Raw genomic sequence first — 12,961 nt, 5'->3', positions numbered from 1 at the left:
TATATTAATAAAACCTTAGTTAGTAAATATAATATGATTAAGTGCTTATTCTTAAAATTGATTAAGCGAATAAAAAATGGCTTTTTTATGGCATCGATTTCGTTATATTGATATATGTTTTGATACCTAATTTTAATACTTAACAAGGAGTGATGTATGAGTGACCAGAATTCAAATGAGCAAGCGGCTAATCAGTCAGAGCACAAGCAGCGCTTAGAGACCTTAGCCATTCATGCTGGCTACAGTGTCGAGCCTACAACCAAAGCGGTAGCTGTACCTATCTATCATACTAGCTCTTATGCGTTTGATAACACTCAGCATGGTGCGGATCTGTTTGATCTGAAAGTTGCGGGCAATATCTATACTCGTATTATGAACCCAACTAATGCAGTGCTTGAGGAGCGCGTTGCCGCACTAGAGGGAGGTATAGGTGGCCTAGCAGTAGCCTCTGGGATGGCGGCTATTACTTACGCCGTGCAGACTATCTGTGAGATGGGTGATAATATCGTTGCGGTATCGACATTGTATGGTGGAACGTATAACTTTTTTGCGCATACCTTACCGCGTCAAGGAGTAGAAGTACGATTTTTTGATCATAAAAATCCTGAAGCTATTCGCGACCTGATCGATGACAAAACTAAGATGGTATTTGCTGAGAGTATCGGTAATCCGCTCGGCAATATCGTTGATATTCAAGCGCTCAGTGACATCGCTCATGAGTATGGTGTACCTGTCGTCATTGACAATACCGTGGCGACTCCTGCACTTTGTCGCCCGTTTGAATATGGCGCGGATATCGTTGTCCATTCATTGACCAAATACATGAGCGGTACAGGGACTTCAATTGGCGGTGCTATCGTCGATAGCGGTACTTTCCCTTGGGGCGATCATCCTGAGCGTTTCCCGCTGCTCAATACGCCTGATGCCAGCTACCATGGTGTCAACTTTGTCAAAGACGTCGGGGCCGCTGCCTTTATCGCTCGTGCTCGGGTCGCACCACTGCGTAATACGGGAGCCGCACTCAGTCCGCTCAATGCCTTTGGTATTTTGCAAGGGATAGAAACCTTGAGTCTGCGTATGGAGCGTCATGTTCAGAATGCACAAGCCGTTGCAGAATATCTACAAGGGCATGACAAGGTGGCATGGGTCAAATATGCAGGCTTACCCGATCATCCTGAGCACGCATTGGCACAAAAGTATATGAACGGCACGCCTTCATCCATTCTTACTTTCGGAGTAGTAGGCGGCAGCGAGGCAGGGGCATGCTTTATTGATGCTTTGCAGCTGATCACTCGTCTGGTCAACATCGGCGACGCCAAATCTTTGGCTTGTCATCCAGCTTCTACCACTCATCGTCAGCTCAATGGACAAGAGCTTGAGCAAGCTGGGGTTAGCGAAGATATGGTGCGCTTATCGATAGGTATTGAACATATTGATGATATAAAAGCAGATTTGGCACAAGCGCTAGCTTCTGCTTAATCAATAAGCTTATAAAATAACGGATAAACTCATAAAAAAGCCCCTATCGCTGAATACAGTGATAAGGGCTTATAGCTTATAGACAGTTGCTAGCGTTTTATCTAAACCGATAACACACGATGAGCGATATCTTTATAGTCTTGCGACTCTAAGCGTGGACCGAACTGCTGAATAATTTGGGCTGCGACCTCAGAGGCAAGACGACCACATTCAGGCAAGCTATAGCCCTGTGCCAAAGCATATAAAAAAGCCCCAGCATAGTTATCACCTGCGCCATTAGTATCGATGACATCAGTGACCTTAGGCGTAGCCACTTCATAGAAGCTAACCTGGGCGTCAGTGTCAGATTTTTGCGCAATCACAGCACCGTTTGCCCCATCAGTGACGACGGCTATTCGGCAATGATCAAGTAAAGCTTGCGCTGTGGACTTGATCGGCTCTTCACCAGTAAATAGGCGCGCCTCTTCACTATTGCAGAATATCACCTCAACCTTATTGCCAAGCATATTAAGTAGGCCATCTTTGGCAAACCTGACTACGGCAGGATCAGCAAAGCTTACCGCGATTTTGGCGTCATTAGCTGCCGCTTGCTGTTGCAATTGCGCCATTGCAGGTTGAATGCTTGCAGACATGCCTAGATACCCCTCGATATATAGCCAATTAGCCTCTGTTAATGCATCGAAATCGACATTATCAGCGGTGATCTCACTTGAGGTGCCAAGATAAGTCTGCATCGTGCGCTCACCATCATCAGTGATGGCGACGACGCAAGTGCCCGTCACACCGCCAGCATGGATTGACTTATCCGAGGTGGCAACCCCTGCCTGATGCAAGTCCTGCAGATAAAACTGCCCAGGTTTATCATCACCCACCCGGCAGGCATAGAAAGGCTTACCGCCTAAGCTGGCATAAGCAAACATAGTATTAGCCGCCGAACCACCGCCCGCTTGTTTGGCAGATTTAATCTCGGCCAGTGCCAAAAAGGCCAATAATTCCTGCTGCTCGTGAAGCTCTGACAAGGTCATATTACCTTTGGTTAAGCCCGTATCTTCTAAGGCGGCATCTGATAACACATACTCGTGATCAACCAGCGCATTACCTATCGCCATTACATCGTACATAACTTATTCCCTTGACTAAAATATTAAAATGAAAGCTCTAAAAATTATTCAATTCGGTTCATTACTGCTACTGCTAATAACTAACTATAAGGTCTTTTACTCTTGTAGGGCTAATAAACGCTGATAAAGTGCATTCTTTTTTACCCCAGTAATATCAGCGGCTAAGGCGGCCGCTTTTTTAACGGATAAATCTTCTAATAGCCGTTTTAATAACGTATCATGAGCGCTTAAATCATCTTCATCTTGAACGATAGTATCGCCTGCCACCACGATCACCATCTCGCCACGTTGCTGATTGTCATCCGCTTTTACGAACTCAATTAAGTCGCTAAGCGTGCTTTTATGCACGGTCTCAAAGGTCTTAGTTAGCTCACGACAAAAGGTTGCTTGGCGCTCACCACCGAATATCGCTGCCATATCCTCAAGACTGGCAATAATACGATGTGGCGCTTCATAAAATATTAGGGTTTCCGCTGCGGCTTTTAGAGCGGTAAGCTGCTTTTGGCGGCCATGAGTCTTAGCAGGTAAAAAACCAATAAAGCTAAAACGATCAGAGGGCAGACCTGCCACCGATAGCGCTGCAATAGCTGCCGATGCACCGACGATAGGCGACACCGTAACCCCTGCTGCGTGAGCTGCTTGCACGAGCTGGAATCCTGGATCACTGACCAAAGGCGTGCCCGCATCACTAATGAGTGCCACCGAATAGCCTTGCTGAATCATCTCAATTATTTTGGGCGTTTGAATGGCACTATTATGCTCATGATAGGCCCATAACTTATTATGACCTTTTTTGGGTGCTTCATTATTTGGCGCTGCATCAGCTGCAAGCTCGCTACGGGTTTTAGCCTCACTATCAAGGCTAACAGGGCTAAAATCAGCGTCTTTACTTGATTTTGTATCGATCCCAAAATGCGCAAGCAGTCGCCCTGAGGTACGCGTATCTTCACAAGCGATAATAGCGACTTGCTTGAGCGTCTCTATCGCGCGCGTGGTCATATCGCCAAGATTACCAATCGGAGTCGCCACGATATATAGACAAGCGGGCATTTTGGTTGGGGTGGACATAAGACCTCTTAAGCGTTGGTTAAAATAGAGAGACACAAAAGCGGTTAGTTTACCATGTTGTGCTATGATAATTACAAATGCAATAGCCGCTAAAGTTTATGGATTAGCTAAACGGCTTAGCTATATAGCTTTCGCATCACCGACAGTGGATTTAGGTTATGACTAATAATGATAAAGCTAATCATAACCTTATATACCTAACGGACTCTGAACATTCGGCTAATAGGGTTAATATAAGTATTGAAACTAACTCAAACACTATTAAGACGAACAAGACGACCAAGACAAATGTGGCTCATGTTAATAAAAGTAAAAGTCATAAACTTCGAAGCCCTTTATTAGCCACTTCACCAACTCAGCGTCAAGGCAGTTATTTTGAGCAGCTCGCCTGCGACTATCTACAGCAGCAAGGTCTGCAACTGATTGCCAAAAACTGGCAGCAGCCAAAAGTAGGTGAGCTGGATTTGGTGATGATAGAGGTAGGCGTCGCATGGTCGACGCTAGTGTTCGTCGAGGTCAGACAGCGGCAGTGCTCAAGTTTTGGCGATGCTGCCCTGAGCGTGACAACCAGTAAGCAGCGCAAAATTATCAAAGCAGCTCAATATTTTTTGCAGCAGTATCCTGAATATGCCGATTATGACTGTCGATTTGATGTGATCGCTTATAATATAAATAAGAAAGATATAAACAAAGCAGATATTGCCAAAGCTAAACTTGAAAAGGATAAGTTAGAGCCTTCTAATGCTAGCGTGACAAAATCTAATGCGATCAAGCCCAGCTACCAGCCTGAGTGGTTAAAGGGTGCTTTTGTGGCTCAAGCTTGGTAGCATTGTGTTTTTGCTCTAACCGTTCATAAAGATTTTGGATAACTTATTATAAAACTATTTATAAAATTAAATTTTATTGTTAACCATTAATTTTCTTATAAACTATTAAGTTTAATATTCGCGAGGCAGGAGATGATGAGGATGCATACCTTTAATAGCTTAGTTTGTAATAGAACAGGTTGGCTGCGTTGTACTATGGCGAGCGTGATTACTCTGACCGCTGTCATTAGCACGGGCTGTACCACTAACTATCTGACCAATAGCACGCAAGGTACTTATGGCGTACCAGTGACTGAGCGCACAATTCCCCAGCGTCTGCTGGATCGTAGTATTGAGCATACCGCAAAGATTAACGCCTACGCGCTAAAGCAAAACCTGCAAGAGACTAGCCGTATGAGTATCGACAGCTTCTATAGTGAGGTGCTACTCAGTGGTGAAGTGCCAACCGAAGAGATAAAGTCGCAAGTGGAGCAAGTGATCCGCTCAATGCCAGATGTACGCCATGTCTATAATGAGCTGAGTGTTGGGGTAGCTCGTGGCTATAGCTCTACGGTGCAAGATAATTATATTAATTCAAAGCTGATAGCCAAGGCGCTCACAAATAACAATATAAAATCCTCACAAGTCAAAACAGTCACTAATAACGGCGTCGTTTATGTCATGGGACGAATGACGCCTACGCAACAAAGCTTAGTGATTGACGTGGCAAATGATACGGCTGGAGTGACTGAGCTGGTACTACTCACAAAATTGGTCAATGATAATGGCACCTCTATTGGTGACGAAGACATTATGTTTGAGCGCAATGTAGACAATACCACTGGTGCCATTACCGCTCCTGTATCTACTAATACGCTAAACAACACATCAAACAATGTACCAAATAATGTACCAACGCCCGTCATAAGAAATACCACTACCGAGCCAAGCGAATCTAGTCCTTATATTGAGCTGTATAAAAATCAGCAGTAATCGCTATTTGCTGAAGTATAGAGTTCAAAAAGTCGATAGTCTTGCTTGTCTTTATAATGTAATCGCTATAGATAGTAATTCTTCACAATAACCCTTATAGAGATAACAGTAAAAATACGCCCGTGAGCAAAGTTGCGACTAAGATAATAGGGTCTATACAGAGTCCAAAGACCAAACTCGCACGCATATTTAATAAAAAGGGATATCAAACATGAAAGATACCAACAAGCCGACATCAGTCAATGAGCTGGCAGATAAGACTTATATCGTTAATCTGGCAAAGGTAGGACTAACTACCTTAATGGCGATAGGAAGTATTGCGCTTGTCACTCAGCAAGCACAAGCGCTATCAGCGTTGGGCATTGTCAATGGTATCTCATCGAGTGGCGGTGTCGGTGTCAGTCGTGACATCGACTATGGTGACGCACCGTTACAAAACTTGGATATGTACTATCCCAAGCCCTTAGCACAAGCCATGCAAGCACAGAGTGCCATTACTGATAGCTATCCGATGATAGTGTTCGTCTACGGTGGCTCATGGGAGAATGGCAGTAAAGAGGATTATGCTTTTGTCGGTCAGAGTCTTGCACAGGCAGGCTATGTCACAGCGGTGGTCAACTATCGAAAAGCACCTGAGTATGTCTATCCTGATTTTGTTGAGGATACCGCCAAAGCTATCGCTTGGAGCTATGAGAATGCTACAAAATTCCATGCTAATCCCGAACGTCTAGCGGTGGTCGGTCATTCAGCAGGGGCCTTTAACGCTGTTGCGGCTATCGCTAATGAGGACTTTTTAGCGCCTTATGGGATGAGTCCGAGTGATATTAGTGCGGTCGTCGGTATCGCAGGGCCTTATAGCTATGATTTTCGTAAGTTCGATAGTGCGAGTGCTTTTCCTGCCGATGCAACGCCTGATGAGGTGATGCCCGATCGTCAACTCAAAGGCACGCAGCCACCGTATTTATTGTTAACCGCAGAGAACGATAAAATCGTTTATGAAACCAATACGATCAAGATGACCCAAGCACTAAAGGATTTTGGCGCAACGGTTGAGACGGGTGAGATCAAAGGCGCGAGCCACGCCACTAGCATTGGTGCGATGGCGAAACCTTTACGCTGGGTCAATGATGTGCGCGCGCAAGTACTGACTTATCTAGATAAAGAGCTGAAATAGTTTGATAAGAGTAAATTTACTCAATTAATTATTTAATATAAGTAATCCCCAGTTTGGCATAGCGCCAGCTGGGGATTTTTTATGCTTAATAGATCAAATAGGTAATCAGGTCAAGTGACTAAATATTTAACCAGCAGAATATTTTCAATAATTCCTGTCAATTCGATGTTATATGGCTCTATTATAGAATAGAGCTGTTGAAAGAATGAGTCGTCACCGCTTTAGCCGATAGCCTCATGAAAACAATAAAAATAACGGCTCTAAAACTAAGTATTAATTATCAAGCACTAAGCTCTATGGCCAAGCATTAAAATATGGAAAGCTAACTTAACCTAAAGGATGATTCTCATGAAACTACTCAAACTCTCACTACTGAGCCTAACGATAGCACTGCCGTCATTAGCCCTCTCATCACTGGCACTGGCAGCAGGCGGCGATGACCCTATTACAGGAATTGATATTATTATCAAAAAAGACCCTGGCTCACAGCCTATCGCCAATATACCTTTCACTGACTCAGAGATGAGCCAATACAATGAGCTTAGAGAGAACGATCGCCCTGCTTATCTGAATAAAGTCATCGTCCCTAAATTACAGAGCGTTAATCAAAAGTACAATTATCCTATTAAATGGGATGACATCATCGAAAAAGGCATCGAGCAGCAGTGGTGCATCACCGTACCATGTAACGCAAAGACCAATATGATTATACAGCTCACTATTCCTGAGAGTTTGCGTCAGTCTGATGTTAAGTTTAGCTTAGCCAGTCAATCAGATCGAGTGATAGAGCGTCGCACCATAAAGCGTGTCGAGCAAATCAGAATGCGTTAAAGCTAAGATAAAGTGCTTCGCTTTTGCATAATCGTAAAAGTCGTTATTATCATTATAGTAATGTGAATGTCGTCTGTGTATATGTCATGTGCGCTTATACACAGACAGTGCTGTAAGATGCGCAAACTCTTGTTATAATGTCGCCATTCAAAAATCATTTTATAATTAAAGACAGGATATCTTATGAGCATGAACGCTGACGACTTAATCGCATTTTTACAGACGCATTATCCAGACGCTTTTATTCAAGCGGCCAATCAAGGCACTAAGTTCGACGTGCGCGTTGTCGATGCGAGTTTTGAGGGCAAACGTGCCGTACAACGTCAGCAAGCGGTTTATGCGCTGGTCAACGACAAAATCGCCAGTGGTGATATTCATGCGCTTAATATTCAAGCGCTGACCCCTAGCGAATGGGAAACTCAACAGCAAAGCTAATTTCAGGTAGTCGGATTAGTTTTCTAAGTAGTCGCTCATAGGACTGCTTTTAGTCTTTTTCTAGCGTAAGTTACTCTTATATTCTGTATGTTTACGCTTCTTACTCACATTAAATGTCACATTCAAGTTGGTATCTTATGGATCAGTTTTTAATCACCGGTAGTAGTCGTATCGCAGGCGAAGTCAAAATTTCAGGCGCCAAAAATGCAGCTTTGCCTTTACTTGCCGCTATGATATTGGCCGAAACCCCAACGACTCTACACAATGTGCCGTCATTACAAGATGTACGTACCTTGATTAAGCTGATTGGTGGCATGGGTATCAAGATTCAAAAGCAAGAATCTACCGTCACCTGCGATACTAAAGCTATCGATAACTTTTATGCGCCATATGATCTAGTCAAAACCATGCGTGCCTCTATCTTAGTACTGGGTCCGCTATTGGCACGTTTCGGTGAAGCGGAAGTGTCCTTGCCAGGTGGCTGTGCAATTGGCTCGCGTCCTGTTGATCAGCATCTAAAAGCTTTTGAAGCGATGGGCGCTACCATCAGTGTCGAGAACGGCTATGTAAAAGCGCAGGCTCCTAAAGGGGGCAAGCTTATCGGCTGTAACTTCTCATTCGATATGGTCACCGTTGGCGGTACTGAAAACGTCATTATGGCAGCAGCATTAGCCAAAGGTACTACAGTGCTAGGCAACTGTGCACGCGAGCCTGAAGTCGTTGATTTGGCTAATATGCTGGTGGCGATGGGCGCGAAAATAAGCGGCATTGGTACTGCAACCATGACCATTGAAGGCGTTGAGCGCTTACATGGCTGTGAGTATTCAGTCGTCCCTGATCGTATTGAGACAGGCTCATACCTTGCGGGCGCGCTAATGACTCGCGGTGATGTTCTAGCCACCAACACCTCGTCTTTATTATTGATTCCCGTGCTTGAGAAGTTTGAGTCAATGGGCGCGACGGTGACGACTGGCGATGATTGGATTCGCGCTAAGATAACTGGGCGTCCGTTACCTGTCGATATTCGTACTCAGCCGCATCCTGGATTTCCAACCGATATGCAAGCACAGCTGATGGCGATTGCTTGTCTTGCTGATGGCACGAGTACCTTTATTGAGAATATTTTTGAAAACCGTTATATGCACGTGCCAGAGCTCAATCGCTTAGGCGCATCCATTCAAGTCGATGGTCATACTGCAGTGGTCAAAGGGGTTGAGTGCTTTACAGCAGCGCCTGTTATGGCAACCGATCTGCGTGCTTCAATGTCATTAGTCATGGCAGCAGCAGCGGCTGAAGGTGAGAGCCTAATCGATCGTATCTATCATATTGATCGCGGTTATGAGGATGTCGAAAATAAACTACGTGCTTTAGGCGTCACTATCGAGCGCATTAATAGCAACGACTGATAACACGCCATAATAATTATTAAAAGAGTCTTCTTTACGCTGCTATCTGCACTATTATCTATAGCAAGATAGCAGCGCAAAAAGATGATAACTGTACATGGATATTTAGCGGCTATGACTAAAAAAACTAATACTGAGCAGACAGCTTTGCAAAACGATATTTTACTAAATGAAGTAGATAGTGAGTTTAATGGGTTAACCTTGGCTTTGTCTAAAGGGCGCATACTAGAAGAAACAATGCCTTTATTGAAAGCTGCTGGGATTGAGTTATTAGAAGATCCTGCTGCTTCGCGTAAGCTTATTTTCCCCACGACTAATCCAAATGTACGTGTACTCATATTGCGCGCAAGCGATGTACCGACCTATGTCGAACATGCTGCTGCTGACTTTGGGGTAGCAGGTAAGGACGTCTTGCTTGAGCACGGTGCCAATCATGTTTATGAGCTATTAGACTTACAGATTGCTCAATGCAAGCTGATGACAGCAGGGGTAAAAGGGGTCGTTTTACCCAAGCGTCGTTTGCGTATCGCGACCAAATACGTCAATGTCGCTCGCGCTTATTTTGCTAGTCAAGGGCAGCAGGTCGATGTCATCAAGCTTTATGGCTCGATGGAGCTAGCGCCCTTAGTTGGCTTAGGCGATTTAATTGTCGATGTAGTTGACACAGGTAATACGTTAATCGCTAATGGTCTTGAGCCGCGTGATCATATTTGTGATGTGTCCTCCCGTCTCATTGTCAATCAAGTCAGTTACAAGCGTAAATTCGAATTGCTTGAGCCTATCCTTGAGAGCTTTAAGGCTAGTATTGCGAGTAATAATTAAGCCGTACTACATTAGTAATATCAATGTTAAGAATACAAAACTTAAAACCAGTTTATCGCTATAAGATATATCTAGCATGGTAAACTGGTTTTGTTGTTTCAGTTATTTAATAATAAATTTAACTCAGCTGATTTGTAAGCTGTTTGCTTTATTGATCTGATGAATTTTTGATATTAGTATAGGATGGTTTTATGCGTCAATTGAGTACCCAAGATAGTGACTTTGAACAGCAAATAGATGCCTTGTTAGCTTTTGAAACCGTCAATGATGCGCAGTTGTTGACTACGGTTGATGATATTATCATGCAAGTTCGTCAACAGGGAGATCAAGCGGTATTGGCCTTGACCCAACAATTTGATCAGCATCCAGCGACAGCGATGAGCGAGCTGGAGTTGACCCAAGAGTCTTTAGCGACTGCCTTTGCTGAGCTTGACGCCGAGGTTAAACAGGCATTGACCACTGCTGCTACGCGAGTACAGAGCTTTCATGAGCGCCAAGTACAAGACAGCTGGGACTATACCGATGCGCTAGGTAATCGTTTGGGCCAAAAAGTCACGCCTTTGGATCGAGTAGGCATCTATGTACCAGGCGGCTTAGCTTCCTACCCTTCATCAGTACTAATGAATGCTATCCCTGCCAAAGTCGCTGGTGTCACTGAAGTGATTATGGTGGTACCTGCGCCAAAAGGCGTGCTTAACCCATTGGTACTAGCCGCCGCACATCTAGCAAAAGTCGATAGAGTATTTACTATTGGCGGTGCACAAGCCGTCGCCGCATTGGCTTATGGCACTGATACTATTCCAGGGGTGGATAAAATCACAGGGCCTGGGAATAAATACGTTGCCGCAGCCAAACGCGCAGTCTTTGGGCAAGTCGGTATCGATATGATAGCAGGGCCATCTGAGGTGCTAGTCTATGCTGAGGGCGAAGCGGCGGATCGTGCTGATTGGCTCGCGATGGATTTATTGTCGCAAGCTGAGCATGATCGCATCGCTCAAGCTATCTTTGTGACGACCAGTCGTGAGCAGTTAGCAGAAGTCGCTATAGAGATTGAGAAAGCATTGAGCGAGTTGCCAAAAGCAGATATCGCTCGTGATGCTCTGCAAAATCGTGGCGCGCTTATTTTAGTGCAGAATCGAGAAGAGGGCATGGCATTGATCAATCGTATCGCACCTGAGCACTTAGAGTTATCTGTCGATGACCCTGATGCTCTGCTAAATGATATTCGTCACGCGGGCGCGATATTTATGGGTCGTCATACGCCAGAGGCCATCGGTGACTACTGTGCAGGGCCCAATCATGTATTGCCAACTTCTGGAACAGCAAGATTCTCTTCACCACTTGGCGTGTATGACTTCCAAAAGAAATCATCGATTATCTATTGTAGCGAGTCTGGCAGTAAGCCTTTAGCCCAAACCGCAGACATTCTAGCGCAGCGTGAGGATTTGGATGCTCATGCGCGCTCAGCTCGCTACCGTTATCAATAAATAGCTCGATGATGAGACAAACGCTAGTGTTTCCCATAAGCTAGTGTTTACTATAAACATAGATGCACTAGCAGATATAAAATACATCGAACGAATAGTAACCAGTCATAATAATAAATATTGAATAAGGTTTTGTATTTAAGATCTTATAGTCATTAATCAACGCCGCGTATAGTGTGCAGAGTAGGATGGTTTATGAGTGAGCAAAAAATCGATAATAGACTTTGGTCAGCCAAAGCTCGCAATTTGTCACCTTATGTCCCTGGTGAGCAGCCACAGCATGATAATTTATGTAAATTAAACACTAATGAGAATCCGTTTCCTCCCTCGCCAGCAGTAGCTGCGGCAATCGCTAAGCTCTTAGCCGAGCAAGCTTGTGAGCTGCGTCTATATCCAGCGCCTGAGTCTGATGATCTGCGTAGCGCACTGGCAGGTTTACATAATCTTGATAGCAACCAAGTGTTTGTTGGTAACGGTTCGGATGAAGTGTTAGCCCTGATATTTGCCAGCTTTTTTATGAAAGAGCGTCCTATATTAGCACCCGATATCAGCTATAGTTTTTATCCTGTATACGCGCAGACCTTTGGTGTTGAGTTGGTCAAGATTGCCTTAGAAAATGATTTTAGTATCGATCCGGATGCTTATCGCCAACCTTGTAGCGGTATTATTATTGCTAACCCGAATGCACCGACTGGTCTGCTGTTAGGGCTTGATGATATTCGCAAATTGGCTGATGAACATTCTAATGCGGTGATTGTTATCGATGAGGCTTATATTGACTTTGCATCAACGGATGAGGGTCAGTCCGTTTCAGCGATAAGTCTTATTAACGAATTTGATAACTTACTAGTCACTCAAACCTTTTCAAAATCGCGCTCATTAGCGGGTTTAAGGGTGGGCATGGCCTTTAGTAATCCCTCTTTGATCGAAGCGTTAACGCGAATGAAAAATAGCTTTAATAGCTATCCGTTAGATAAGTTGGCGCAGGCAGGCGCAAGAGCCAGCGTATTAGATCATGATTATTTTGAGCAAACCTGCCAAAAAGTCATTGATTTACGTGAGTCATTAACCTCTAAGCTGACTGATCTTGGCTATCAAGTATTGCCATCACATGCCAACTTTGTTTTTGCCCGTCCACAAGACGGCAATGCCAGTGACGTCGCTGATGCATTACGCGAGCAGGGCATTATCGTTCGCCATTTTGACAAAGCTCGAATCAGTGAGTACTTGCGTATTACGATAGGCACGGCAGCGCAGCATGAGCGGTTGATTGAAGCCTTGACGGCGATACATGCTACTGATGCTACTGCAAATTGAGGACGAGATACAACACAATAGA

At 44.4% G+C, this 12,961-nt stretch carries 12 protein-coding genes; 10 read left to right on the top strand and 2 right to left on the bottom strand.

Annotation, left to right across the window (positions count from 1 at the left end; all coding sequences use genetic code 11):
* Window positions 1–156 precede the first annotated feature (156 nt).
* Entirely contained in the window at window positions 157–1,479 is a 1,323-nt protein-coding gene (locus tag Q9G97_RS11680; RefSeq protein ID WP_201570244.1) for an O-acetylhomoserine aminocarboxypropyltransferase/cysteine synthase family protein, read from the top strand.
* Between the two features lie 101 nt (window positions 1,480–1,580).
* Here the strand turns inward: Q9G97_RS11680 and Q9G97_RS11675 are convergent, their stop codons facing one another.
* Together Q9G97_RS11675 and rsmI are read right to left on the bottom strand one after the other, a co-directional pair.
* A complete protein-coding gene (locus Q9G97_RS11675) occupies window positions 1,581–2,600 on the bottom strand; it encodes an adenosine kinase (protein ID WP_305898954.1) in 1,020 nt (339 codons plus the stop codon).
* Between the two features lie 96 nt (window positions 2,601–2,696).
* A complete protein-coding gene (gene rsmI, locus Q9G97_RS11670; protein ID WP_305898953.1) occupies window positions 2,697–3,668 on the bottom strand; it encodes a 16S rRNA (cytidine(1402)-2'-O)-methyltransferase in 972 nt (323 codons plus the stop codon).
* A gap of 290 nt (window positions 3,669–3,958) precedes the next feature.
* Between rsmI and Q9G97_RS11665 the strand changes: the two genes are divergently transcribed.
* The 9 genes from Q9G97_RS11665 to hisC all read left to right on the top strand — a co-directional run bounded on the left by Q9G97_RS11665 (window position 3,959) and on the right by hisC (window position 12,939).
* Window positions 3,959–4,495 (top strand): YraN family protein, encoded by a 537-nt coding sequence (locus Q9G97_RS11665; protein ID WP_371747944.1) that lies wholly within the window; start codon window positions 3,959–3,961, stop codon window positions 4,493–4,495.
* Between the two features lie 141 nt (window positions 4,496–4,636).
* Window positions 4,637–5,467 (top strand): BON domain-containing protein, encoded by an 831-nt coding sequence (locus tag Q9G97_RS11660; RefSeq protein WP_305898951.1) that lies wholly within the window; start codon window positions 4,637–4,639, stop codon window positions 5,465–5,467.
* 211 nt (window positions 5,468–5,678) lie between these two features.
* Window positions 5,679–6,641, top strand: coding sequence for an alpha/beta hydrolase (locus Q9G97_RS11655; RefSeq protein WP_305898950.1), 963 nt, complete (start codon window positions 5,679–5,681; stop codon window positions 6,639–6,641).
* Window positions 6,642–6,989: 348 nt separating this feature from the next.
* Window positions 6,990–7,472: a hypothetical protein gene (locus tag Q9G97_RS11650; protein WP_305898949.1), complete on the top strand. Its 483-nt coding sequence runs from the start codon at window positions 6,990–6,992 to the stop codon at window positions 7,470–7,472.
* 183 nt (window positions 7,473–7,655) lie between these two features.
* Window positions 7,656–7,907, top strand: a complete 252-nt coding sequence (locus tag Q9G97_RS11645; protein WP_305898948.1) for a BolA family protein — start codon at window positions 7,656–7,658, stop codon at window positions 7,905–7,907.
* A gap of 137 nt (window positions 7,908–8,044) precedes the next feature.
* The gene (gene murA, locus Q9G97_RS11640; RefSeq protein WP_305898947.1) at window positions 8,045–9,313 is read left to right on the top strand and encodes a UDP-N-acetylglucosamine 1-carboxyvinyltransferase; all 1,269 of its coding nucleotides are present in this window, start codon (window positions 8,045–8,047) and stop codon (window positions 9,311–9,313) included.
* A 114-nt stretch (window positions 9,314–9,427) separates the two neighbouring features.
* Window positions 9,428–10,135, top strand: a complete 708-nt coding sequence (gene hisG / locus Q9G97_RS11635; protein WP_305898946.1) for an ATP phosphoribosyltransferase — start codon at window positions 9,428–9,430, stop codon at window positions 10,133–10,135.
* A 191-nt stretch (window positions 10,136–10,326) separates the two neighbouring features.
* On the top strand, window positions 10,327–11,622 hold the full coding sequence (gene hisD, locus Q9G97_RS11630) for a histidinol dehydrogenase (RefSeq protein ID WP_305898945.1): 1,296 nt from the start codon (window positions 10,327–10,329) through the stop codon (window positions 11,620–11,622).
* Window positions 11,623–11,817: 195 nt separating this feature from the next.
* Window positions 11,818–12,939 (top strand): histidinol-phosphate transaminase, encoded by a 1,122-nt coding sequence (gene hisC, locus Q9G97_RS11625; protein WP_305898944.1) that lies wholly within the window; start codon window positions 11,818–11,820, stop codon window positions 12,937–12,939.
* The last annotated feature ends 22 nt before the right edge of the window (window positions 12,940–12,961 follow it).

The organism is Psychrobacter sp. M13, assembly GCF_030718935.1.
GTDB classification, from domain to species: Bacteria; Pseudomonadota; Gammaproteobacteria; order Pseudomonadales; family Moraxellaceae; genus Psychrobacter; species Psychrobacter immobilis_G.
Note: the sequence above shows the minus strand (reverse complement) of the source record. Positions and strands in the feature narration are given on the sequence as shown.